Genomic DNA, 23,893 nt, shown 5'->3' with positions numbered 1-23,893 from the left:
GACTTGGGCGATGACCTGGACGATGCCGACTCTCATTTATACCGATCGGTACAGACAAGCTATACCGTGTGGTACAGTTGGTCAACACAGAAGAAGGTTTTCCGGATAATCGTCAGCCATGGCCAGAAAGATCGAACGTGAAGAAGCGCTGGACAGGGCACTGACCCTGTTCTGGGATCGCGGTTATCGCGGCACCTCGATGGACATGCTGACCAGCACCCTGGGCGTCGAGAAGCCCAGCGTCTACGCGAGCTTCGGCAGCAAGCAGAAGCTCTACCTGGAAACACTGCTTCAGTACCGCCAGCTGGTGCTCGACAGCGTGCAAGGCATGCTGGACGAGGCGCCGGATGCCCGCGCCGGGCTCGACGCCACCATCCGCAAGCTGATGGCGCGCGGTGGGCGTACCGAACGCAAGGGCTGCTTCGCGACCAACTCGGCACTCGAACTGGGCGATGAAGATCCCGAGGCGCAGACCATCGTCCGCGACACTTTCGCGGCACTGACCACGCTGTTCCGCAAGGCCATCCAGCGCGGCCAGGCGGAAGGCACGGTGCGCATCGATTGGACCGCCGAGGTGCTGGCGCAGTACCTCGTCAACGGCATCGAAGGCGCACGGATCATGGAGCGCACCAAGGCCAGCAATCGCGCGATGGATCAGGTTGCGGCATTGACCCTGAGCATTCTCGATCTGCCGCTACAGCAAGCTGCGCGCGGCTGACCGCGCGCGCCACGGAGAAGCGCATGAGCAAACCAGTTGCCCTGATCACCGGCGTGGGCCCCGGCACCGGCGCGGCCTTGAGCCGCCGCTTCTCGGAAGGCGGTTATCGCGTTGCCATGCTGGCGCGCGATGAAGCGCGATTGAAGCTGCTGGAAAGCGAGATCGAGGACAGCAAGGCCTTCGTCTGCGATGTTACCGACGTTGCCCAGATCGACGCGACGCTGGCGGCAGTCCGGCAGAGCTTCGGCGATCCCTCGGTGTTTATCCACAACGCCGTCGGTGGCACCTTCGGCAACTTCCTGGACATCGATCCGGCCGAGCTGGAGCGCAACTTCCAGATCAACACGATGGCGCTGCTGCACCTCGCCCGGCGGCTGGCCCCACCGATGATCGCGGCCGGGCAGGGTGTGATCCTCGCCACCGGCAACACCTCCGCGTTTCGCGGCAAGGCCAACTTCGCCGGCTTCGCGCCGAGCAAGGCCGCACAACGCGTGCTTGCCGAAGCCATCGCCCGCGAAGTCGGGCCGAAGGGCGTGCATGTCGCCTATCTGACCATCGATGCAGTCATCGACCTTGCCTGGACGCGCAAGGCCTTCCCGGGTCGTCCGGATGACTTCTTCATCAAGCCCGCGGCGATTGCCGAAGAAGCCTGGCATCTGGCCCATCAGGACCGTTCGGCCTGGACCTTCAATGCCGAGATCCGGCCGTTCTGCGAAACCTGGTGAACCAGCTCATCCCGCTGCCTGAGCGCAGCGGGATGAGTGGCGTTTCTCCGCGACTCAGCTCTTGATGAACGCCAGCAGATCGGCATTGAGCCGATCCTGGTGGGTGGTCGCCAGACCGTGCGGTGCGCCGGCGTAGATCTTCAGCGTCGCGTTCCGGACGATCTTCGAGGACAGCAGCGCCGAGGTGCCGATCGGCACGATCTGATCGTCATCGCCGTGGATGACCAGGGCCGGCACGTCGATCTTCTTCAGGTCTTCGGTGTAGTCCACTTCCGAGAACTGCTTGATGCAGTCGTACTGGCCCTTGATGCCGCCCATCAGGCCCTGCTGGGTGAACGATTCACGGATCGCTTCCGAAGCCGTGGCACCGGCCCGGTTGTAGCCGTAGAACGGCATCGACAGATCCTTGTAGAACTGCGCGCGGTTGTCGAACACGCCCTTGCGGATGTCGTCGAACACTTGCATCGGCACGCCATCGGGATTGTTGGCGGTCTTCAGCATCAGCGGCGGCACCGCGCCGATCAGCACCGCCTTGGCGACTCGGCCTGTGCCATGACGGCCGAGGGTGTGCGCCACTTCGCCGCCGCCGGTGGAGTGGCCGATCATCACCGCGTCCTTGAGATCGAGCGCCGTCATCAGCGCGGCGAGATCGTCGGCGTAGGTGTCCATGTCGTTGCCGATCCAGGTCTGATCGGAACGGCCGTGGCTGCGCCGGTCATGGGCGATCACGCGGTAGCCGTGCTCGCCGAGGAACAGCATCTGGGCGTCCCAGGCGTCGGCAGACAGCGGCCAGCCGTGGCTGAAGATCACCGGCTGGCCGCTGCCCCAGTCCTTGTAGAAGATGTTGGTGCCGTCTTGGGTCTTGATGAAACTCATGGCTTGTCTCCTGTGCTGCGTGATGGAAGTGAAGTCACGTTGAAGCCTGTTCGAACTACCAGGTGAAGGTCGCCCAGCTGCCGAGAAAATCGACATCGCTGCCACTGGCTGCGCGGACGTAATCGCTGGCGAACAGATGCACGTACGACGCCGTCCACACCCAGTGCCGGCCGGCTTTCCAGGTCAGCGCGGCTTCGGCGGTGTTGCCGATGTAGCGCGATGCACCGGGAACCGGCCGCAGTTCGATGTTGCCGGCCGGGCCATAGACGCCATCGTTGAGACTGGCGCGCCAGAGCAGATCGACGGCGAGGGTCGCGGTCAGCGAGCGCGTCGGCACCAGCTGCAGCGAGGGATGCAGATCGGCGATGTTGGTCGGCCGGATGATGCTGGCGTCGTTGAAATAGCCGGACTTGAAGTACAGCGGATTGAAGCCGCCGTAATGGCCATCAGGCCCCTTCGAGTCTCCGCTGGCGTAATCGGCCTTGAGCCCGAAGCGTGGCTTCCAGGGCAGCGAGCGGAAGCTGTAGCCGGTATCGGTGGCGATCGTCCAGGCCCGGATATCGCGATCGCCGAAGGTTCCGAACTGCACGATCGGTTCCCAGTCGTAACTCCAGCCGCCGGCGCTTCCGGATAGCCGCGTGCCGATGCTGTGACGATCCTCGGTCGCGCTGCCGCGGATGTAGCGCCGGCTGTCGTAATGGGCACCGAGGTAGTACAGGTCGAGGGTCGCCGGCAGCTTCAGATGGGTCGGTGTCGACGCATAGACGCCCCACAGGCTCTGGCCATCGTTCTCGCCATCGAACTGATGCCGGGATTCCTGTCCGGGCCGGACCAGGAAGGCATAGAGCCGCGCCGCGCCTTGTGCGGCGATGATTTGCACGCCATCGAACTTGTACGGCACGTTCGGCGCCGCACGAGTGGCGATCAGCCGCGCGGAGCCGTAGTTCATGCTGAAGCGGCCGGCACGGGCGATCACTTTCGGTCCGTCCGGGGACGGATCGCCGAACGTGTAGTCGACGAAGGCCTGCTGCAGATCGAGCGGGTTCTGGTTGATCGGCGAGGCACTGTCGCGATCGCCGAATTGCAGTGCCGACAGGCCCTGGACGAAGAAGCGCAGCCGCTCGTTGACGTGCAGATCGGCATGCAGGGCGACTCGCTGCAGCAGATAGGACAGATCGTCCGGCTCGTTGCCGGTGCCGAAGCCGGCGTTGTCGAAGTGCTCGTAGCGTTCGCGCAGTTCGCCGCCGAAGCTCAAGTAACTGTGCGGATCGCTGGCATCGAGTGCGATGTACTTCGCCGGGTCGAAGAAATCAATGTGATTGAGCGGATCAGCGAGGCTGTCGTAACGCTCGTTGAAGCGCAGCAAGGTGTAAGGCGGTGGATGCGGATCGGGTGCTGCGGCGTTGGTGTATTCCGAGAGCACCGAAGTCGCGGGATCGACTTTCGCCGGCTCTGCCGCTGCCAGCCCGAAGGCCGGCAGGGCGAGGGCGATGAGGCTCAGTGGGCAGGCGTGCATGACTCGCTTGCCGCAGGTGATTGCAGCGCGATCAAGGCGATGAGCCCGAAGCCGCCGACCAGGCCAGCGTGTTCGAGAAAGGCATTGAGATTGTGGAAGCGCTCGATGCCGCTCATCGTCCAGAACGGATGGCCGATGATCGTCGCGATCATCGTGAAGCCGGCCAGCGCCGCTGCACCGAGGGCAGCCAGTCGGCCTCGCGCGAACAACACGAGTACCGAGCCACCGAGCTGCACGGCGATCGTCGCCGCCGCGAACAGCGCAGCCGGTTGCAGGCCGAAGTGCTGCTGCTCGGCGATCGCCGCGGGGAAGTCGATCAGCTTGGCGAGGCCGCTGTAGACATAGGCCAGACAGAGCCCCGCGCGGGCCAGCCAGAAGGCGGCGTTCATGAGCGCACTTCCGGAGCAATGGCCAGACGGGAGACCAGAACGATCGCCAGCATCGGCAGCAGCAGGCAGATGATGCCGATCTGCATCAGCAGCACCGCACCGGCCGCCGCTCCGACCGCGAAAGCAAGCACCGGCGGCCACATCTTGCTGATGCGGGCCTTGGTCACGGCGCGGTTATCGGCATTCGAGCCACGCAGCAGATCGACGCTGTCGATGACCACCTGGGTGACGTTGCCGGTCATCACCGTGGTTGGCGACAGGCTGGTGAAGATCAGCCGCGACGCTGCGTTCTGCACACCCATCGCGGCGACACCGAGCAAGCCGGCGATCACCGCGCCTGGGGCATCGGCGTGGATGATCGGTGCTGCCAGCAGCGCCACGACGAGGAAGCCGCCGAGCAGAACGATCTGCGCCCACAGCACCGGTGTCAGCGAACGCCGTTGCCGGCGCTCCCGTCGGCGCACGAAGGCCGTGGTCATCGCCACCGCGGCGATGAACACCGGCAGCGCCAGCAGCTTGGCGAGCACGCCGGCATGCGCGGGCTGCACCAGGGACGCACCGATCAGCACGAAGTTGCCGGTGACGTGCGCGGTGAACAGACCGAACAGCGCGATGAAGCCGACGGTATCGACATAGCCGGCGACGAAGCTCAGCAGCGGCGCAACGGTGCCCGGGCGGGCGATTGCAGGAGGTGTGATGGAAATGGGGTCGGCCATGATCAGAACGCCCAGCAGGAGCAACCGAGCGCACCCCAGAAACCATTCTGGTCGTCGGTCGCGGAGGTGACGGCACGGCCATGGGCATGGCCGTGGACATTGCAGTTCGAGGCACAAGCGCAGCTGGCTTGCGCCATCGCGTGCGCCGCTTCCCGGTCCGGCTTGTAGTACTGGCTGCCGAAGTTGACCGGCGACCAGTCCGGCATTGCCGGCGGCAGCGCTGGCGCCAGTGGCTTGAACTCGTCATCGCCATAGACCGGCTTGCCGCCGACCACGGTCAGCACCGAGACCAGATTGCGGATCTGGTCTTCCGGCACGCTGAAGTAGTCGGCTGAGAGCAAGGCGAAATCGGCGAGCTGGCCGATCTTGATCTGGCCCTTCGCACCTTCCTCGTTGGAGAACCAGGCGTTGGCTTTCGTGTACATGGTCAGCGCGGTTTCGCGGTCGACGAGGTTGGCCGGCGGATACATGCGGGTGCCGCCCACGGTCTTGCCGGTCGACAGCCACCACAGCGCATTCCAGGGATCGTAGCTGGCCACGCGTGTTGCATCGGTGCCGGCGCCGACGTGGACGCCCATCTCCAGCATCCGCTTGTACGGCGGCGTGCGTTCGACCGCTTTCGCGCCATAGCGCTCGATGAAGTATTCGCCCTGGTAGGACATCCGATGCTGGATGGCGATGCCGCCGCCAAGCCTGGCGATGCGTTCGATGTTGCGATCGCTGACCGTTTCGGCGTGATCGAAGAACCAGTGCAGGCCGTCGAAGGGAATCTCGAGGTTGACCTTCTCGAACACGTCCAGCGCGCGGCCGATCGATTCGTCGTAGGTGGCATGCAGGCGGAATGGCCAGCGGTTGCTGACCAGTACGCGGACCACCGCTTCAAGCTCGTTCTCCATGCCGGCCGGCAGTTCCGGGCGCGGCTGGCGGAAGTCCTCGAAATCGGCCGCCGAGAACACCAGCATCTCGCCGGCACCGTTGTGGCGGTACATCGCATCGCCCTGGCCCGGCTTGACCAGCTTCGCCCAATTCGTGAAGTCGGAAACCTCTTCCTTCGGCTTCTGGGTGAACAGGTTGTAGGCGATACGCAGGGTCAGTTCGCCGGAGGCGTGCAGGTCTTCGATGACCTGGTAGTCGTCCGGGTAATTCTGGAAACCACCGCCGGCATCGACGACGCTGGTGACGCCGAGGCGATTCATCTCGCGCATGAAATGGCGCGTGGAATTGCGCTGGTACTCGATCGGCAGCTTCGGGCCTTTCGCCAGTGCGGAATAGAGCAGCAGCGCGTTCGGCTCGGCGAGCAGCAGGCCGGTGGGCTCGCCACGGCTGTCCTTGACGATCCAGCCGCCGGGCGGATTCGGCGTATCCCGTGTGTAGCCGACGGCGCGCAGCGCGGCAGCGTTGAGCAGTGCGCGATCGTAGAGATGGAGGATGAACACGGGTGTGTCCGGTGCCGCGGCATTCAGCTCGTCGATGGTTGGCAGACGCTGCTCGGCGAACTGCCATTCGGTGAAGCCGCCGACCACGCGGATCCACTGCGGCGCCGGCGTGCGGGCCACCTGGTCGCGGAGCCTGCGCATCGCATCGGCGAGCGAAGGCACGCCATCCCAGCGCAGTTCGAGGTTGTAGTTGAGGCCACCGCGAATGACGTGGATGTGCGAGTCGATCAGGCCGGGAATCAGGCGGCGCTTCGCGGCGTCGATGATCTGGGTATTGCGTCCGGCGAGCTTCATCACCTCGTCTTCAGCACCGACGGCGACGAAGCGGCCATCGGTGATCGCCAAGGCTGTCGCCTGTGGATTCTGGCGATCGAGCGTGGTGATCTTTGCGTTGCGGACAATGAGCGTAGGTGCGGTGCTCATGCCCTGTCTCCCGTCTCGCGCGGCTTCACCGTGGCGTTGCCCGGCAGTTCGCCGAATACGTGCTCGCCGCATTGGGCCTTGACCCAGCTGACCGTCACTGGCTCCCTGGCAACGAACGCGCGCTTGACCAGCGGCACCGCTTGTTCGCCGAGCAGGATGCCCATCAGCCCGAGCAGGGCGATCACCGGCGGGGCCGGCGAGCGTACGTTCAGCAGCGCGTAGATCGCGCCGACCAGCAAGCCAGCGGCGAGCGACAGCAGATACATCTTCATGGTGGCGTCTCCAGAATCGTGCCCGGAATTGGGGATGCAACTTCAGGCCGCGGACGATCGAGCCAGCGTCTGGCCGATCGTCCGGGGCTGCCGGGTTCAGCCGTGCGCGGCAGACGCCGGGACGTACGGCGAGAGCACCGTCGGCGGCGCGCCATGGACCATCGTGTAGGCGTACTCGACGCCGACACCATAGGCACCGCAATGCGTCTTGACGATGTCCATCACCGCGTCATAGGTGTCGCGCTGGGCCCAGTCGCGCTGCCATTCGAGCAGGGTCGACAATGCGGTGACCGGCTTGGCGCCGGCCTGGTAGACGCGCTTCATGGCGTTGTCGTGGGCCAGCAGGCTGACATCGCCGCAGCAGTCTTCGGCGACATAGACCTCGTAGCCGTCGTGGATCGCCTGCACGGTCGGCAGGGCGACGCAGGTTTCCGTCCACAGGCCGGTCAGCACGATCTTCTTGCGGCCGGTCTTCTCGATGGCGGCAACGAAGTTGGCGTCGTCCCAGGAGTTCATCGAGGTGCGCTCGATCGGCTCGACGCCGGGCAGCGCCGCCAGCAGCTGCGGCCAGGTGTTGCCGCTGAACGACTTGCTCTCGACGGTCGACAGCACCACCGGAATGCCGAACACCTTGGCTGCCTTGGCCAGCAATACATTGTTATTGATGATCGTCTGGCGATCGTGACTGGAGACGCCGAACAGCATCTGCGGCTGCAGGTCGATCATCGCCAGTACGCAGTTGTCCGGAGTCAGCAGGCCCTTTTCGGAGCGCTTGGCGAGTGTGTTGGTTTGCGACATGGTGGTTTCCCCTTTGTGCGGTGTGAGGTGCTGCGGCTGCTGCGTTGGCAATGTCCGGCCCGGCTCTGTTCGAGCCGAGCCAGACGTTTGAATCCGGCGTTTGAATCAGGACCTGCGCTGCGCGCCGGGCAGATCGAAGACCAGCACTTCGGCATCGCTGCCATCGCTGAGGCTCAGTTCGCCCAGCGCTTCGATCTTCAGCGCGTCACCGGCGGCCAGCTTCACGCCGTTGGCGGTGATCGCACCGCGAGCCAGATGCACATAGGCGCGGCGGCCGGCTGCCAGACTCAGGCTCGCGGTCTCGGCGCCATCGAACAGGCCGGCGTAGAGGCGGGCGTCCTGGTGCAGCAGCACCGAGCCTTCGGCCTGATCCGGCGATGCGATCAGCCGCAGGCGGCCGCGCTTTTCGGCTTCCTCGAAGCGCTTCTCCTCGTAGCTCGGCGCGATGCCCTGCTGGTTCGGCTGGATCCAGATCTGCAGGAAGTGCACGGGATTGGCCTGCGAAGGATTGAACTCGCTGTGGCGCACACCGGTGCCCGCGCTCATCCGCTGCACATCGCCGGGACGGATCACCGAGGTGTTGCCGATGGAATCCTTGTGTGCCAGCTCGCCGGACAGCACGTAGCTGATGATTTCCATGTCGCGGTGGCCGTGAGTGCCGAAGCCGCCGCCGGCATAGACGCGGTCCTCGTTGATCACCCGCAGCGGGCCGAACTCGACGTGCTCGGCGTCGAAGTAGTCGCCGAACGAAAAGCTGTGGTGGGAATTCAGCCAGCCGTGGTCGGCGTGGCCGCGGTCGCTGCTGAGTCTGATCTGGTTCATGGCCTTGTCTCCGGTGGGTGTGGAAGCAAGATAGAACTCGGCGATCGGATAAAAAAGCTCGATTTTCGGATGCCATCCATCAACAAAATTGATAATTTGAGCCATGGCACTCGCAAGAACCTCGCTCGAACAATGGGCCGTGCTGGCCGCGGTGATCGATCACGGCGGCTACGCGCAGGCGGCGGCGGCGCTGAACAAGAGCCAGCCGGCGGTGAGCTATGCGATCGCCCGGCTGCAGGAGGCGCTGGACGTGCCGCTGCTGGTCGTCGAAGGCCGCAAGGCGGTGCTCACCGAACACGGCCGCGTGCTGCTGCAGCGCGCCCGGCCGCTGCTGCGCGAGGTCGAAACCCTGGAACTGCTGGCGCGCAAGCTCAAGCAGGGCTGGGAGCCGGACCTGCGCCTGGTGGTCGACGTGGCGTTCCCGCGGGAGCTGCTGATGAACATCGTTGCCGAGCTGCAGCAGCTCTGCCCGAGCACCCAGATGCAGGTGTCCGATGCCGTGCTGTCCGGTGCCGAGCAGGCGATCGAGGACAGCACCGCCGATGTCGTCATCACCACGCGCGTGCCGCAGGGCTTTCTCGGTGATTTCCTGATGGACATCGGCTTCGTCGCCGTGGCCAGCCCGAACCATCCGCTGTTCGAGGTCGAAGTGCCGCTGACCGTCGGACATCTGGCTCGCCACGTCCAGGTGGTGGTCCGTGACTCTGGTCAGAAGCATCCGCGCAACGAAGGCTGGCTCGGTGCCGATCGCCGCTGCACGGTCAGCAGCATCGAGGCCTCGCTGGCGACCGTGAAAGCCGGCCTCGGCTACGCCTGGCTGCCCGAGCACCTGCTCGCGCCGGCCCTGCGCGAGGGCACGGTGCGGCCGTTGCCGCTCGCGGTCGGCAGCCTGCGCAACATGGAGCTGTATCTGGTGCTGGTCCGCCCGGAACTGGCCGGGCCGGCGGCGCGCGCGGCGGCGGAGTGTTTCCAGCGCCATGTGCCGGTGGTGAAGCAGTAGCGTCCCAGGGCTGCCACGGGGATTGAGAAGCCTGGTGTTCGGCAGCAAGCTGGCCTGTTGGCCCTTCGCTATTTCTCTTCACCCACCAGGAATCCGCCCCATGGAAATCACGCTCGTCTCGCTGAAGGACGCCCGGACCATCATCGCCGCCGCCGAAAAGAAGGCTGCGGACATCGGCCAGCCGATGAACGTTGCGGTGGTCGATGCCGGCGGCAATCTCATCGCCCATGCACGCATGGATGGCGCCTGGATCGGCAGCGTCGACATCTCGATCAACAAGGCTTTCACCGCACGTGCCTTCAATCTGGCGACCAAGGATCTGGCCGACAACTCGCAGCCGGGCCAGCAGTTCTTCGGCATCCACGGCTCGAATCACGGCCGCATCATGATCTTCGCCGGCGGCATTCCGCTGAAGAAGAACGGCCACGTGGTCGGCGCCGTCGGCGTCAGCGGTGGCTCGGGCGAACAGGATCAGTCGGTTGCCGAGGCCGGTGTCGCCGCGTTCGGCTGAAGCAGGTCGATCAGCGAACCGCGTCCGCGCCGCGGCGCCGGAAATCACCGGCCGACATGCCGTAGCGCTTCTGGAAGACACGGCAGAAGTTGGACAGGTCGTTGAAACCCCAGCGGTAGGCGATCTCGGAAATCGACGCCTGCCCCTGGGCCGTGTCAGCCAGATCACGCGCGCAGCGTTCCAGGCGGCTTTCCTGCACCCGCTGCGAGAACGACTGCCCCTGGTCCTCGAACAGCTTGTGCAGGTAGCGCGGAGAGATCTGGAAGCGGCTGGCCACCATGTTCACGCAAAGCTCCGGGTTGGCGATGTTCGTCGCCACGTAGGCGGCAATCGAATCGCGGAAGGTTTCGCGAACCGCGTGCTTGCCGTGCTCGCGGGTTTCCGTGGTGGCGCCCAAGGCAATCGACAGCAGGTTGGCCAGCGTGTCGACCAGGGACAGCTGCGCAGCCGGGGGAATCGCTTCCGAGCAGTGCAGCAACGAGCGCATGAACGAGCCGGCGACGGTGCCCAGCGCGCCGTCGTCATGCAGGCGCACGGCGGTGGCTGCGCGCGGCGCCTTCAGACGCGGCATCAGCAAATGCCGCGGCATGCGGATGCACAGGATTCGCCAGTCCTCGAACACCAGATCGTAGCTGCGCGTGGTGTCGACGATGTAGAAATCGCCCGGACGCATCAGCGTCTCGCGGCCGTCCTGCTTGACGATGCAGCTGCCTTCCAGCTGCATGTTGGCGAAGAAGTACTCGCTGGGATTGCGGCGGATTTCGCGCTCGCTGCGGAACACGGTCTGGGCTCTGGATCGGACGTCGGACACGGTGACGTCGAGCAGGTCCTTGATCGCCACCGTGCTTTCGAACGAGCCAACGGATTCGGCGACCGGATCCAGCGCGGTAAAGGCTTCGCACAGCACTTCGCGCCAGTACGGGTACTGCTGGGCCGGCGGCCGATCCTCGGTGGTCCAGGTTCGCATCGTTGCCCTCGCTATCGGTCCATCGCCTGCCGATCATACGTTCCGATCCTCCGCATGATCTTTGCCAGTTGCGTGCGCAATCCGCCAACTGCGCATTCGGCATCCGCCAAGCCAATGTCTTCCGCGGCGTTCAATCTACGGACTTCACTGCACACCCGATCGAGGACGCATCCGATGGCCATCGACTTTTCCCTGAGCCCCGAACAGCAGGCCCTGCAAGCCGGCGCCCGTCAGTTCGCCGCCGGCGTGCTGAGCCAGGTCAAGGCGACGATCGCCTTGCATCCGGCGCACGAGGACCGCTTCTTCGCGACGCGGCCGTTCTATGCTCAGATGGCCCAGGCCGGCTTCGTCCATGCCTTGTTTCCGAAGGCCTATGGCGGCAGCGGCATGTCGATCGTCGACTTCGCGCTCGCTGCCGAGGAGCTCTGCGTGGCCGACATCAACGTCCCGTCGACCCTGCTCTCCACCGGCCTCGGCATGGAGCCGATCATCGGCTACGGCAGCGAGGAGCAGAAGCGCCGCTGGATCGGCGAAATCCTCGAAGCGCCGGGCGATCGGCTGGCCGCACTGGCGTTCACCGAAGTCACCGGCGGCTCGAACTACGACTGCCCGGACCCGAGTGCCGGCGTGCAGACCTTCGCGCGGCTGGAAGGCGACGAATGGGTCATCAACGGGCAAAAGCACTACACCACCAACGGCTGCGGCTGGGATGGCAAGGGCGCGCATCTGATCTCGGTGGTCTGCCGCACCGATCCAGGCAAGCCGCCGGCTGAATCGCTGGCGGTGATCGTGGTGCCGGGCTCGACACCGGGTGTCGAAGTGGTCGGCTATCTCGATACCGTCGGGCATCGGGCGGTGGTGTCGCCGCGCATCCATTTCAACAACGTCCGGGTGCCGGCCGGCAACATCCTCGGCAAGCCGGGCGACGGCATCGCCATCTGCCAGTACGCGTTCACTTGGACCGCAGCGCTGATCGGCGCCGCCTGCACCGGCGTGATGCGCGCCGCCTTCGACATTGCCTTCGATTTCGCCAAGAACGACAAGCGCTCCGGCAATGTGCCGGTGATCGAGCACCAGAACGTCGGCTACATGCTGGCCGACATCAAGATGCGCATCGAGGCCGCGCGCTACCTGACCTGGAAGGCCTGCCACCAGCTCGACGTCACCGACCGCCGCAGCGACGAACTGGCGGTGATGACCAAGGTGTACAGCTCGGAACTCTGCGTGCAGGCGGTCTACGACGCGATGCGTCTGGTCGGCGTCGACAGCTACACCGTGCTGTCGCCACTGTCCGGCCTGATGCAGGACGCGCTGTGCTTCCCGCTCTACGACGGCGGCAACATGGGCGTGCGTCGCCGGCAGCTGCACCGCAAGTTCCAGGCGCCGGGCTACGACCCGATGGCGTCGGCCGAAGGGCGCTGAACAATCAGCCGCAGTGCTTGCGCACGAAGGTGCCGATCCGCTCGATTGCGGCGACGGCTTCATCGAGCCGGTTGGCGAAGATCTGGAACACATGAATCTGGCCAGGCTCGATTTCCAGGCTCACGTCGACCCCGGCCTGCTTCGCACGGGCAGCGACGCGGCGGCTGTCGTCGAGCAGGGTTTCGCGTTCGCCGACCTGGATCAGCAAGGGCGGCAGGCCGGACAGCTCGCCGTAGAGCGGCGAGGCCAGCGGATTGCGCAGGCTGTTGCCGGCGGTGACATAGAGATTGGCGAGCTGGCGCGTGAAGTCCTTGCCGACCATCGGATCGATTGCGGCATTGCTGACCATGGTTTCGCCGCTGCATTCGAGATCGGCCCAGGGCGATAGCGTCACCGCGCAGGCCGGCATCGGCAGGCGGTGATCGCGGATCGACAACAGCGTGGCCAGCGTCAGACCCCCGCCAGCGGAGTCGCCGGCAATCACCAGCTTTCCAGGCTGTAAGCCCTGCGCCAGCAGCCAGCGCCAGGCATCGGTGGCGTCGTCCACCGCCGCCGGGAACGGATGCTCCGGCGCCAGGCGGTAGTCGAGCATGTAGACCTGCGCCTGCGCGGCCTGCGACAGGAACTCGCCGAGATCGCGATGCGACCGCGGTGAGCCGAACACGTAGCCGCCGCCGTGCAGGTAGAGGATGGCGCGATCGGCCGCGGCGTTCGACGCGCTGACCTTCAACGCCGGCAGCCCGCCGATGTCGATGGCCTCGCAACGCGCGCCGACCTTGCACGGAACCTTGCCGAACACCTCGTCCCAATCGCGGCGCATCTGCGGCAGTGGCGTGTCCGGCGACCAGGCGCCGAAGCAGGCGTGAATGTCCGCGATCACCGCGTCCAGTTGCTGGGCTGACATGGTTCGTCTCCTCGGTTCGGTCTTTTCGCGAGGCTGCACTTCGGCAGCTGACGGAAACCTAACCCCGGGACCGAAGGCGCCGATACGAGGCCGAGCCCTCATGCACCCGAGGGCAATCCCTCGGGGCGACGGTCGGGGTTCCTGTCGTAGCATCGGGCCCATAACGAGAAACACGACAACGACGAGGAGACGAAATGATGAGCCTGGAAACCAACAAGCAGCTGGTGGCCGATTTCTTTGCCCACTTCGGACGCAAGGATGTTCAGGGTGCTCTGGACATGATGACGGCCGATGCCACCTGGTGGATCGGCGGCAAGCCGGCGCTGTTTCCACTTTGCGGCTTGAAGACCAAGGCGGAGATCGGAGAGCTGCTGAACAGCCTGGTGCCAGGGACCAAAGACGGCCTGAAGATCACGCCCAAAGCGATGATCGCCGAAGGCAGCAAGGTGGCCTGCGAGGCGGAGTCCTACGGCGTGCTCGGCAACGGCCGGACCTACAACAACGAGTACCACTTCCTGGTCGAGGTTCGCGACGGCAAGATCGCGGCGGTCAAGGAGTATCTGGACACCATGCATACCGCCGATGTTCTTAAAGGCTGAGCGCATCGTGAATTCAGCCCCGCGTAACCTCGTTGCTACCGAACTGCGTCTGCCCTGCGGCGCCGTACTCAAGAACCGCCTCGCCAAAGCGGCGATGACCGAAGGTCTGGCCGATCCGATGAATCGGGTCAGCGAGCGGCATTTCCGGCTTTACGAGCGCTGGGCGCGCAACGGCTTCGGCCTGATGCTCACCGGCAACGTGCAGGTCGATCGGCGTCAGCTGGAACGGCCGGGCAACATTGCCATTGATGACAACGGCGGCCTGGAAGCGCTGCGCAAGCTGGCGGCGATCGGCACTCGCGAAGGTGCGCATTTCTGGATGCAGATCAATCATCCGGGCCGGCAGACCTCGGCGGCGATCCATCCCCGGCCCTTGTCGCCCTCGGCGATCTCGCTGCCGGTTGCCGAGGCGGGTTGTGGCGAGGCGCAGGCGATGACTCTGGACGACATCCGCGATGTCCAGCGTCGTTTCGTGCACGTGGCCAGCGTCGCCCGCGACAGCGGCTTCACCGGCGTGCAGATACACGCCGCGCACGGCTATCTGTTGTCCAACTTCCTGAGCCCGCTGGCCAATGTCCGCACTGACGATTACGGCGGCAGCCTGGCCAACCGGGCGCGGCTGCTGCTGGAGATCGTGGCGGCGACGCGGCGCGCGGTCGGCGACGATTTTCCGATTTCGGTGAAGCTCAATTCAGCCGATTTCCAGCGTGGCGGCTTCAGTCAGGACGAGTCGATGCAGGTGGTGCGCTGGCTGTCCGATGCCGGCCTTGACCTGCTGGAAATCTCCGGCGGCAGCTACGAGCAGATGTCGATGGTCGGCCTCGGCGAAGAAGCGCCGAAGACCGGCCGCAAGGTCGCCGCCAGCACCGCGGCGCGCGAAGCCTACTTTCTCGACTTCGCGCAGCGCGTGCGGCCATTGGTGAAGATGCCGCTGATGATCACCGGCGGCATGCGCAGCCTGAAGACGATCGACGACGCGCTGGCCTCCGGCGCCTGCGATGTCATCGGCATCGGCCGGCCCACTTGCTACGCATCGGAAGACTGCGGGCCGCTGCTGCTGGGCGGGCAGGGCAACGAACTGCCGACCATCGAGCACGGGCTGGGCATGCCGCGCGATGCGCTCGGCCCCGACATGGACGACCGAACCTTCAAGACCGTCGAATCCTTCGGCCTGCTCGGCTGGTTCTGTCTGCAGCTGATCCGCCTCGGCGATGGCCAGGAAGCGGATCTGAAGCTCTCGGTGTTTGACGCGCTGATGGGCTACGAGCAGAACGAAACCGAGGCGCTGGCGCGCTGGCAGCGGCCGGGCTAAACACCGAAAGCCGCCTTACCCGGCGTTGGTCAGCGCGGCGAATTCAAGCGGCGACACATGGGTCGCCGCCTTGAACGCCACCGAGAAATGCGAGGGGCTGCTGAAGCCAAGTTCGTAGGCGATCGCCGTGACATTGCTGCGGCCTTCGCGCAGCAGGGCTTTGGCTTTCTCGATGCGGCGCCGCAGGATGAAGCGATGCGGCGAGCAGCCGAAACGCTGGGTGAATTTCTCGCAGAAGCGGGTGCGGCCCATGCCGGCGTGATCGGCCAGTTCCTGCAGGCCGATGCGATCGCCGAGCCTTGCGTCGATCTGCGCAATCGCCGCATCGAAGTCCGGTTCGCGCATCGCGCCGTCCGTCGTTGGCTGCCACTGCGCGAGTCGCACCGGTTCGGCATTGCCATCGGCGACGACCCGCACCAGATGCCAGGCCAGCGAGTTCAGCAGATGGGTGACGTAGTGCCGCGTGTTGCGCGATGACAGCGCCGGCGCGCGCATCAGGGTGCGGACGCTGGAGACCACGTAATCGTCACGGATCGCGAACAGGCAATGCGGCAGATTGAGCAGCCGATCGCCGGCGACGTCGCGGAAGATCTTCGCGGCATCGAGGGGGAAGTGCGCCGTGGCGAACTCCACTTCGCCATCGGTGAGATAGCTGATCGACTGGCCGCGCGGAATCAGCGTGATGTCGCCCGGCCGTGAGAAGCGCCGGCTCAGGCCGCCGTCGGTGAACACCCGCACGCGGCGCGCGCCGCTGAGGTGCACAGCCAGCGTCAGCTCCTGCGATTCCGAGACGAACAGCTCCTTGTCCGGTTTCACGCCCCAGCCATACAGGCTGATGCCGGTGCGCTCGGCGCTCTTGCGTTCCACCAACGGTGTCGTTCGGCACGCCTGGCTGTAGACGTCGACGCCGCGGACTCCGATGTCATGGGCCATCTGTCTTCTCCTTCTGCACCAGCACCGCTTTAGGGCCTGTCATCTCAAGTTGCACTGCGAAAAAACGACCTCCGCCGCAGCGAGCAAAGTAATTGGTGACAGGCCCTAGGCCCCGATCGTTGGACGATTCTGTTCAGGCCGCAGCGTACGAATCTGACAGTGCCGCAATCGGCGACCCGCTACAACTATCGGCGAACGCCCACAGAGGCGATTCCCAAAAAATTGAATGTGCTGGAGGAGCGATGACCGAAACAATCGAGGCAGCCGTGCTGCCCAAGACCGTGCCCGAACTGCTGGCCGCCGCTCGCGCAATGGCGGGGCTGGAGGATTTTGGCGACCTCAGTTTCATGAAGGCGCTCGAAGTACTGATCGCCGGCTTCCGCGAGGAAGCGCAGTTCAGCGCGATGGGCGAACAGCTGGCCTACGGCGGCGTGATCAACATGCTGGTCAACCGCCTGCGCTATGTGCGCGACGTGAAGGCGCATCCGGAGATCCTGGACGAGAAGATCGTCAAGCCGATCGTCGTGCTCGGCCTGCCGCGCACTGGCACCACCAAGCTGCAGCGCATTCTGTCTGCCGATCCGCAGGCGCAGGGGATGATGTACTGGAAGATGATGAATCCGGCGCCGTTTCCGGACGAGGAACCGGGCAATCCGAAGGGACGCATCGAAGCCGCGCAGGCCGCCGTGGCGATGCTCACCGAGCTGTATCCGGCCTTCGTCGCGCGCCATCCCACCGAAGCGCTGCAACCGGACGAGGAAGTGCTGTTGATGCAGGGCTCCTTCGATTGCGTGGTCACCTGGCTGTTCGCGCGCTCGACCTCGTTCTACGACCACGTCATGAACGAAGATCGGCGGCCGGTGTACCAGTATCTGTTCAGCCAGATGCAGTACCTGCAATGGCAGGAAGGCGGCGCACGAGGCCGCGGCTGGGTGCTGAAATCGCCCTGCCATACCGGCTTGATCGACATCCTGCTGGAAACCTTCCCGGACGCCGTGCTGGTGCACTGCCATCGCGACGTCAACAAGCTGCTGCCCTCGATCGCCGGCCTGGTCGAAGAGATGCGCCGCATCCACAGCGATCACGTCGATCGCAAGGTGCTGGGCGACGAGATGCTCGACTACTTCGGCCGCTCGATGGACCGCTACCTGGAGCTGCGCGATCAGTTGCCATCGGATCGCATCCTCGATGTCCGCTACGAGGAAGTGGTCGACAACGCGCTCGACGTGGTGCGCCGCATCTACGAGCGTGCCGGCCGGACATTCACGCCGGAAACCGCCCAGCTGATCGGCGCCTGGGAAGAACAGCGCCCGCCGCATTACCTCGGCCATTACAGCTATTCCGCCGCTGACTATGGCTACGCCAGCGACACCATCGACCGACGCTTCGCCGCCTATGGCGAGCGCTTCCGCCGCTACATCACGACAGATCGGAGCATCTCCGCATGACGGCACACACTTCCTTCGAGCATCTGAAATTCACCCAGCCGGATATCTGGCGCGCAGTGGTCAAGGCCATGGGCGAGCTGGAAGCCCTGGTCTGGAAAGACCCCCGGGTGACCGACGACCTGACCCGCGCTGAAGGCCTGCGCTATCTGACTCGCCTGATCGCCGGTGCGCTGCCGATCACGATGGAGGAGTCGAATCCGAACTATCCGCGCTTCCTGCAACTGCTCAGCACGCATCTGCAATGGGGCCTGCCGTCCGCGGACTGCCACTACCAGTGGGCGCCCGTGCACGGCGACAACGTCTACCGCATCAGCGGCGATCGCGGCACCGCGAAGATGTTCGACATCGAATCGCGCCGCAACCAGTTCGCGCGGCTTGGCGAATGGACCCTGCACGCGCGTCTGCCGAAGGCCGAGGTGGGGCCGAACAACCACGTCGACATCGTGCTCAGCCGCAAGCGGCCGGCCGATGCGACGAACTGGCTGGAACTGCCGGAAGGCCCGGGCGAGCTGATCTTCCGCCAGTACTTCTACGACTGGACCACCGAACAGGCCGCGCGCCTGACCATCATCAACGAAGGCGCGAAGTACCCGCCGCCGCCGCTGACCCAGGCCGATATTCGTCGCAATGCGGCGCTGTTCTGCGACTTCCTGAGCCAGGCCACCGCGATCTTCCGCGGCTCTGTGGAAACCTATTACACGGCGCCGGCGAACACCCTGGCCTTCGATGGCATCGACTACGGCTGGCGCGCGATCCAGTATGGCAAGGGCCCGTACGAGTGCGCGCTGGACGAAGCGTTGATCCTCGAATGCCAGCTGCCGAAGACCCAGTACTGGAACGTCCAGATCGGCAGCCATTTCTGGGAAGCGCGCGATTACCACCTGCGCCAGACCTCGCTGAATGGCCATCAGGCGAGAGTCGACGAAGGCGGCATCTTTCGCGCGGTGATCTCGCACGATGATCCAGGCATCGCCAACTGGCTCGATGCCGGCGGTCATCCTTCGGGCCTGATCACCATTCGCTACTACGAGGCCGACACCCTGCCGCTGCCGACGATCCGCAAGGTCAAGCGCTCGCAGCTCGATGCCCTGCTGCCGGCGTCGACACCGCGCCTGTCGGCCGAAGAACGCCAGAAGATCCTGCGCGAGCGGGCCTGGTCGATGCCGCGTCTCGGCCGGATCTGATCCATGACTCCTGGAGCTTCGTCGATGAATATCGAGAGTCTGTTTTCGCTGAAGGGCAAGGTTGCGCTGGTAACCGGTGCCGGCACCGGCATGGGCAAGCGCTTTGCCGGGACGCTGGCGGCGGCAGGTGCCAAGGTGGTCTGCGTCGCCCGCAATCAGGAGCGGCTGGAAAAGGTCGTCGCCGACCTGCGCAAGAACGGCGCGGACGCGGTGGCCGTTGCCGGTGATGTCGGCAGCAGCGCGTCGGTGGAAGCGATCTTCGATGCCGCGGAGAAGGCGTTCGGCCGAGTCAATCTGCTGGTCAACTGCGCGGCGCAAGTGGATTTCGGCCTGTTTCCGGATCTGAAGGACGAGAACTGGGAAAACCTCATCAACGTCAATCTGTCCGGAATGATGCGCACCTGCCGCAGCTTTTCGACGCGCCTGATCGCCGCTGGCGAGCCCGGTGTGATCGTCAACATCACCTCGATCATCGGTACCCAGGTGATGGCCGGCGTGCCGACCTACTGCACGCTCAAGGCCGCTGCCAACCAGCTGACCAAGTCGATGGCGCGTGACATGTTCGGCCACAACATCCGCGTCAACGCGATCGCGCCGGGTTATTTCGAAACCGAGATGGCGGGGCCGCTGTTCGATTCCGACATCGGCAAGAGCTATGTCGAACGCCACCCGCTGCAGCGCCTCGGTCAGGTCGAGGAGCTGGACGGGCCGCTACTGCTACTGGCAAGCGAGGCCTCCCGGCACATGAATGGTTCGATCGTCACGGTCGACGCCGGGCATTCGATTCAGCTCTACTGAATCGCGGGGCTCCGTGCCTGGACTCCCCCAGGTACGGAGCCCTTTCATGCTAGACCAGCGGACACTAGCGTTCTATCGCCAACTGGCCCCCTGGATGGCCGGACGCGGGCGTGGCCAACGCGGTTCGATTATCGGGATCAACGGCGGACAAGGCTCTGGCAAGAGCACGGCTGCCGCTTTCCTGAAGGACGAGCTGCTATCCGCTCACGGGCTGCGCGCCGTGGTGCTATCGCTCGACGATTTCTATCTGCCGCGCGCGGACCGCGAACGTCTCGCCCGCGACGTCCATCCGCTGTTCGCGACGCGCGGCGTGCCCGGCACGCACGATGTGCAGCTGGGGATCGACACGCTCGACAAGCTGCGCGTGCTTCGCACGGAAGATTCTCTAGCACTGCCACAGTTCTCGAAAGCCGAAGACGATCGGATGCCGGCAAGCCGTTGGCCCAGCGTCTCCGGCCCGGTCGACATCGTGCTGTTCGAAGGCTGGTGCGTCGGCACGCCGCCGCAGACATCGGCGGAGCTGACTGAACCCGTCAACGATCTCGAGGGCCGCGAGGACGCCGACGGCCGCTGGCGCAGCATCGTCAACGAGCAACTGCGCACGACTTACGCCGAATGGTTCTCGCGGCTCGATGCCCTGGTGTTCCTGCGCGTTCCCGACATCGACTGCGTCCGCCGCTGGCGATGGCAGCAGGAGCAGGACACCGCCAGCGCAGCGAGTAGCTCGGCCATCGGCCTGCAGTCCCGAACCCAGCTCGACCGCTTCATCCAGCACTACGAGCGGCTCACCACGCACGCGCTGCGAGTGCTGCCGGCGCGCGCCGACGTGCTGCTGACGCTGGGTGAAGACCACGTCGTCGGCAGCATCTTGTTCCGCCCGAGCTAGGCCCAAGCCTTGTTCACAGGCTCTTGGCAGGCAGCACACCGATGACGACAGAAGTACAGGCAGTGCTCGAATTCTGGTTTGGGCCGGGCGATGACGATCTGGAAGCGATCCGCACCCAGTCCGATCTGTGGTGGAACGCCGAGCCGGCGATCGACGAGCAGATCCGCGACCGTTTCGGCGCGCTGCATAGTGCGGTGGTCAATGGCGAACGGGACGGCTGGCTGGCGGCGCCCGAAGGCCGGCTGGCGGCGATCATCGTCGTCGACCAGTTCTCCCGCCATCTGTTTCGCGGCGACGGGCAGTCCTATGCCTGGCAGACGCTGGGGCAGCAGCTGTGCTCGGACGGCATCGCCGTCGGCGACGATCTCCAGCTGTCGCCGGTCCGACGCGCCTTCTTCTACCTGCCGCTCGAACATGCGGAATCGCTCGACGAGCAGGCGCGCTCAGTCAGCCTCAACCGGCAGCTGGTTGCCGAAGCCTCAGAGCCGCTCCGCAACCAGCTCGAGAACTATCTCGGCCATGCGCTGCAGCATCAGCAAGTGATCGAGCGCTTCGGGCGTTTCCCGCATCGCAATGCGCTCCTCGGCCGTGAAAACACGGCTGAGGAGCGGGATTACTTGGGCTCGCCGGCAGTCTGAGCGCTCAAATGACCGAAGATTGCATCGATCGGGCGGGGAGTTTGTAAGCTGTCACTGTAAAACCCGTAAATCTATAGGGTCCGCGACGGATCGGAGATAGACGATGCAACCTCAAACGCTGAAGCAGCAAGCGCATCAGCTCATCGATCATTTGCCTGACGACGCGACCTGGCGTGACGTGGCCTACCGTGCCGCAGTGCGCGCCGATATTGAGGCGGGCTTGGCCGATAGCCGTGCGAGTCGGGTCACCCCGGTCGAGGACGTTCTCAAGGAACTCGGCCTGACCGACGAATGAAGGTCTTCTGGACCGATCGCGCCAAGGCGCGTCTGCGGGAAATCCACGATTACATCGCTCAGGATGCTCCGCTGGCGGCACCCAAAGTCGTGCGGCGTCTTGTCCAGCGTTCGCGTCAGCTGGCTGAACTGCCGTGGTCGGGGCGATCGGTGCCCGAGTACCAGCAAGACGATCTTCGGGAACTGCTTGAGCGACCCTACCCGATCATCTATGTCGTTCTACCAGATCAAGGGCGCGTCGATGTCCTTACCGTGCGGCATTACCGCCAGCTTCTGTCGAGCGATTTGACGGAGTTGTAATCCGGGGTCATGGATGGTGACGAGTCTGCCGAGTGACTTCGAGAAACTTGCGCCTCGTGGAATTCAGCTTTACCGCCCGCTCCCCTCCTCGGACGCTTCCCACACCGCAATGCGCTCCTCGGCCGTGAAAACACGGCGGAGGAGCGGGCGTATCTGGGCTTATCGAAAGCCGCTGATCAAAGGCGCTCGATGATGATCGCCGGTGCCATGCCGCCGGCCGCACACATCGTCACCAGGCCGTGGCGAAGTCCGCGGCGCTCCAGTTCGTCGAGCACGGTGCCGATCAGCATCGCGCCGGTGGCGCCGATCGGGTGGCCCAGCGCGATCGAGCCGCCGTTGACGTTGACCTTGTCGCGGTCGAGGTTCAGATCGCGGATGAACTTCTCCGCCACCACCGCGAAAGCTTCGTTGATCTCGAACAGATCGATGTCTTCGATCTTCAGGCCTGCCTTCGCGAGCACCTTGCGCGCGGCCGGTACCGGTGCGTTGAGCATCAGGGTAGGCGAGTCGCCGATGTTCGCGGTGGCGACGATGCGCCCGCGCGGCTTCCATCCCTGCGCACGGGCGTACTGAGGCGACGCCAGCAGCAGTGCGGCCGCGCCATCGACCACACCCGACGAATTGCCGGCATGGTGGACTGCGTCGAAGGCCAGATCCGGGTACACGGTCTGAATCAGCTGGCGATAGGTCGTGCCGGTTTCATCAAGCGGGCGATCGGCAAACTGCCCGAACGCTGCCTTGAGCTGGCCCAGGCTTTCCAGCGTGGTGCCGGCGCGCGGGTACTCATCGCGGTCGAGCGCCAGCGAGCCGTCATCGCGAAACACCGGGATCAGGCTCTTCGCGAAACGTCCTTCGGCGATGGCGCGCGCCGCGCGTTCCTGACTGACCAGGCCGACCCGATCGCAGTCTTCGCGGCTGATGCCTTCCATCGCGGCGATCGCATCGGCGCAGACACCCTGATGCGGCTGCGGGTGCAGCTGGCGCAGATGGAGATTGCCGTTGTCCAGAAACGCCGGCAGATCATTTCCGCCGAAGCCGTAGTTGGACATCATCTCGGTGCCGCCGGCGATGACGCAGTCTTCCATGCCGGAAAGGACCGACGCCGCGGCGAGATTGACGCTGGTGATGCCCGAGCCGCAAAAGCGGTCCAGCGTCACGGCGCTGGCGCGAACGTCGTAGCCGGCATCCAGCGCAGACATGCGCCCCAGATCGCCGCTCTGCTGGCCACGCTGGGAACTGGTGGCCCAGATGATGTCGTCGACCTCCGCAGTATTGAGGCCGTTGCGCTCGGCCAGTGCCTTGAGCACCGTTGCGCCCAGGCGCTGCGGATGAATGCCGGTGTACGCGCCCTTGCCCGCCTTGCCGATCGCCCGCGGGGTGCGGCAGGCATCGATGATCCACGCTTCGCTCATTCCACTCTCTCCTGATCAAAGGAAAAGCATGGCTGCTACTCGGCCAGCACGCCCCATCCTAAGGTTGGCTGCTCTGGGGACACGTTCACCGCGCCGGTCCGCGTGCTTCAGAGGGACCGTGCCGTGGGATGAGGGCAGATCGGGCGAGCCCGATTTCGGGTGTGCCGAAAAGCGAAACTCCTGTATGAACATCGATTAGGGTTCCCGAGAGTGGATGTGGGAGACGCGTCTGCTGCTGGCGCGCACAGAACACATTCCAAAGGCCGGTATTAGCCGAGACTGTGTGAAAACGTGGTGTGAAGTTTGCTGATTGTTATTCCGTCATTGTCGTGATGGAGTTGCCGATGAAGCGATTCATCGAAGGTGAGGATCGGTCTCAGAGTGTGCTGTTTCCTGAGCGACTCGATGACTACATTGGCGAGGACAACCCGGTTCGCGCTATCGATGCATTCGTTGAAGAGCTCGATCTCGCCGCTCTCGGCTTCGAGGGCGTACACGCCGAGGAGACTGGCAGACCCGGTTACCACCCGTCGACGCTGCTGCGGATCTACATCTACGGATACATGAACCGCATCCAGTCGAGCCGGCGTCTGG

At 64.8% G+C, this 23,893-nt stretch carries 27 protein-coding genes and 1 pseudogene; 16 read left to right on the top strand and 12 right to left on the bottom strand.

The window, feature by feature from the left end; genetic code table 11:
• The first annotated feature begins 118 nt into the window (after positions 1 to 118).
• Positions 119 to 718, top strand: a complete 600-nt coding sequence (locus G513_RS0117915; protein ID WP_022978241.1) for a TetR/AcrR family transcriptional regulator — start codon at positions 119 to 121, stop codon at positions 716 to 718.
• 23 nt (positions 719 to 741) lie between these two features.
• Positions 742 to 1,443, top strand: a complete 702-nt coding sequence (locus tag G513_RS0117910; protein WP_022978240.1) for an SDR family NAD(P)-dependent oxidoreductase — start codon at positions 742 to 744, stop codon at positions 1,441 to 1,443.
• Between the two features lie 54 nt (positions 1,444 to 1,497).
• Here the strand turns inward: G513_RS0117910 and G513_RS0117905 are convergent, their stop codons facing one another.
• The 8 genes from G513_RS0117905 to G513_RS0117870 form a co-directional block, all read right to left on the bottom strand.
• Positions 1,498 to 2,319, bottom strand: a complete 822-nt coding sequence (locus tag G513_RS0117905; RefSeq protein ID WP_022978239.1) for an alpha/beta fold hydrolase — start codon at positions 2,317 to 2,319, stop codon at positions 1,498 to 1,500.
• Positions 2,320 to 2,374: 55 nt separating this feature from the next.
• Entirely contained in the window at positions 2,375 to 3,835 is a 1,461-nt protein-coding gene (locus G513_RS23935) for an alginate export family protein (protein WP_022978238.1), read from the bottom strand.
• Complete coding sequence (locus G513_RS23930) at positions 3,817 to 4,224, bottom strand: DoxX family protein (protein WP_022978237.1); 408 nt, start codon at positions 4,222 to 4,224, stop codon at positions 3,817 to 3,819. Before G513_RS23930 ends, G513_RS23935 begins: the two co-directional genes overlap by 19 nt.
• A complete protein-coding gene (locus G513_RS0117890; RefSeq protein WP_028475717.1) occupies positions 4,221 to 4,940 on the bottom strand; it encodes a YoaK family protein in 720 nt (239 codons plus the stop codon). Before G513_RS0117890 ends, G513_RS23930 begins: the two co-directional genes overlap by 4 nt.
• Positions 4,941 to 4,942: 2 nt before the next feature.
• Entirely contained in the window at positions 4,943 to 6,799 is a 1,857-nt protein-coding gene (locus G513_RS0117885; protein ID WP_022978235.1) for an amidohydrolase, read from the bottom strand.
• Positions 6,796 to 7,071, bottom strand: a complete 276-nt coding sequence (locus G513_RS23925; RefSeq protein WP_022978234.1) for a XapX domain-containing protein — start codon at positions 7,069 to 7,071, stop codon at positions 6,796 to 6,798. The genes G513_RS0117885 and G513_RS23925 overlap by 4 nt, the downstream gene beginning before the upstream one ends.
• 96 nt (positions 7,072 to 7,167) lie before the next feature.
• Positions 7,168 to 7,869: a hydrolase gene (locus tag G513_RS23920; protein WP_022978233.1), complete on the bottom strand. Its 702-nt coding sequence runs from the start codon at positions 7,867 to 7,869 to the stop codon at positions 7,168 to 7,170.
• Positions 7,870 to 7,974: 105 nt separating this feature from the next.
• A complete protein-coding gene (locus tag G513_RS0117870) occupies positions 7,975 to 8,691 on the bottom strand; it encodes a pirin family protein (protein WP_022978232.1) in 717 nt (238 codons plus the stop codon).
• 103 nt (positions 8,692 to 8,794) lie between these two features.
• Between G513_RS0117870 and G513_RS23915 the strand changes: the two genes are divergently transcribed.
• Complete coding sequence (locus G513_RS23915) at positions 8,795 to 9,691, top strand: LysR family transcriptional regulator (RefSeq protein ID WP_022978231.1); 897 nt, start codon at positions 8,795 to 8,797, stop codon at positions 9,689 to 9,691.
• 100 nt (positions 9,692 to 9,791) lie between these two features.
• Positions 9,792 to 10,202, top strand: a complete 411-nt coding sequence (locus G513_RS0117860) for a GlcG/HbpS family heme-binding protein (RefSeq protein ID WP_022978230.1) — start codon at positions 9,792 to 9,794, stop codon at positions 10,200 to 10,202.
• A gap of 10 nt (positions 10,203 to 10,212) precedes the next feature.
• Here the strand turns inward: G513_RS0117860 and G513_RS0117855 are convergent, their stop codons facing one another.
• Positions 10,213 to 11,169, bottom strand: coding sequence for a helix-turn-helix domain-containing protein (locus G513_RS0117855; protein WP_022978229.1), 957 nt, complete (start codon positions 11,167 to 11,169; stop codon positions 10,213 to 10,215).
• A 174-nt stretch (positions 11,170 to 11,343) separates the two neighbouring features.
• Between G513_RS0117855 and G513_RS0117850 the strand changes: the two genes are divergently transcribed.
• Positions 11,344 to 12,591, top strand: a complete 1,248-nt coding sequence (locus G513_RS0117850) for an acyl-CoA dehydrogenase family protein (RefSeq protein ID WP_022978228.1) — start codon at positions 11,344 to 11,346, stop codon at positions 12,589 to 12,591.
• Between the two features lie 4 nt (positions 12,592 to 12,595).
• Here the strand turns inward: G513_RS0117850 and G513_RS0117845 are convergent, their stop codons facing one another.
• Complete coding sequence (locus G513_RS0117845; RefSeq protein WP_022978227.1) at positions 12,596 to 13,495, bottom strand: alpha/beta hydrolase; 900 nt, start codon at positions 13,493 to 13,495, stop codon at positions 12,596 to 12,598.
• Positions 13,496 to 13,692: 197 nt separating this feature from the next.
• On the opposite strand from G513_RS0117845, the gene G513_RS0117840 reads away from it, so the two are divergent.
• Both G513_RS0117840 and G513_RS0117835 read left to right on the top strand, forming a co-directional pair.
• A complete protein-coding gene (locus G513_RS0117840; protein WP_028475715.1) occupies positions 13,693 to 14,094 on the top strand; it encodes a nuclear transport factor 2 family protein in 402 nt (133 codons plus the stop codon).
• Between the two features lie 7 nt (positions 14,095 to 14,101).
• Positions 14,102 to 15,406: an NADH:flavin oxidoreductase/NADH oxidase family protein gene (locus G513_RS0117835; RefSeq protein ID WP_022978225.1), complete on the top strand. Its 1,305-nt coding sequence runs from the start codon at positions 14,102 to 14,104 to the stop codon at positions 15,404 to 15,406.
• Positions 15,407 to 15,421: 15 nt separating this feature from the next.
• Here the strand turns inward: G513_RS0117835 and G513_RS25165 are convergent, their stop codons facing one another.
• On the bottom strand, positions 15,422 to 16,339 hold the full coding sequence (locus G513_RS25165; protein ID WP_022978224.1) for a helix-turn-helix domain-containing protein: 918 nt from the start codon (positions 16,337 to 16,339) through the stop codon (positions 15,422 to 15,424).
• 242 nt (positions 16,340 to 16,581) lie between these two features.
• Here G513_RS25165 and G513_RS0117825 point away from each other — a divergent pair, with 242 nt between their 5' ends.
• From G513_RS0117825 to G513_RS26495, 8 genes and pseudogenes are all read left to right on the top strand, one after another.
• Positions 16,582 to 17,787 carry a sulfotransferase family protein gene (locus tag G513_RS0117825; RefSeq protein ID WP_022978223.1) on the top strand — a complete coding sequence of 402 codons (1,206 nt, stop codon included), beginning with the start codon at positions 16,582 to 16,584 and terminating at the stop codon, positions 17,785 to 17,787.
• Complete coding sequence (locus G513_RS0117820) at positions 17,784 to 18,971, top strand: DUF1214 domain-containing protein (RefSeq protein ID WP_022978222.1); 1,188 nt, start codon at positions 17,784 to 17,786, stop codon at positions 18,969 to 18,971. The genes G513_RS0117825 and G513_RS0117820 overlap by 4 nt, the downstream gene beginning before the upstream one ends.
• A gap of 24 nt (positions 18,972 to 18,995) precedes the next feature.
• Complete coding sequence (locus G513_RS0117815; protein ID WP_022978221.1) at positions 18,996 to 19,769, top strand: SDR family NAD(P)-dependent oxidoreductase; 774 nt, start codon at positions 18,996 to 18,998, stop codon at positions 19,767 to 19,769.
• A 46-nt stretch (positions 19,770 to 19,815) separates the two neighbouring features.
• Positions 19,816 to 20,655 (top strand): hypothetical protein, encoded by an 840-nt coding sequence (locus tag G513_RS23905; protein WP_211219707.1) that lies wholly within the window; start codon positions 19,816 to 19,818, stop codon positions 20,653 to 20,655.
• Positions 20,656 to 20,696: 41 nt separating this feature from the next.
• On the top strand, positions 20,697 to 21,293 hold the full coding sequence (locus G513_RS0117805) for a DUF924 family protein (RefSeq protein WP_022978219.1): 597 nt from the start codon (positions 20,697 to 20,699) through the stop codon (positions 21,291 to 21,293).
• A gap of 103 nt (positions 21,294 to 21,396) precedes the next feature.
• Entirely contained in the window at positions 21,397 to 21,588 is a 192-nt protein-coding gene (locus tag G513_RS0117800; RefSeq protein WP_022978218.1) for a hypothetical protein, read from the top strand.
• Complete coding sequence (locus tag G513_RS0117795) at positions 21,585 to 21,887, top strand: type II toxin-antitoxin system RelE/ParE family toxin (RefSeq protein WP_022978217.1); 303 nt, start codon at positions 21,585 to 21,587, stop codon at positions 21,885 to 21,887. Before G513_RS0117800 ends, G513_RS0117795 begins: the two co-directional genes overlap by 4 nt.
• Positions 21,888 to 21,983: 96 nt before the next feature.
• Positions 21,984 to 22,037: pseudogene (locus G513_RS26495) on the top strand (DUF924 family protein); the annotation flags it as partial.
• Between the two features lie 26 nt (positions 22,038 to 22,063).
• On the opposite strand, the gene G513_RS0117790 reads toward G513_RS26495, so the two are convergent.
• Complete coding sequence (locus G513_RS0117790) at positions 22,064 to 23,299, bottom strand: acetyl-CoA C-acetyltransferase (protein WP_022978216.1); 1,236 nt, start codon at positions 23,297 to 23,299, stop codon at positions 22,064 to 22,066.
• A 344-nt stretch (positions 23,300 to 23,643) separates the two neighbouring features.
• Here G513_RS0117790 and G513_RS0117785 point away from each other — a divergent pair.
• A partial coding sequence (locus G513_RS0117785) for a transposase (RefSeq protein WP_169560474.1) occupies positions 23,644 to 23,893 on the top strand: 250 nt, incomplete at its 3' end.

It is taken from the genome of Nevskia ramosa DSM 11499, assembly GCF_000420645.1.
Lineage (GTDB): Bacteria > Pseudomonadota > Gammaproteobacteria > Nevskiales > Nevskiaceae > Nevskia > Nevskia ramosa.
This window is presented reverse-complemented; position numbering and strand designations above follow the sequence as displayed.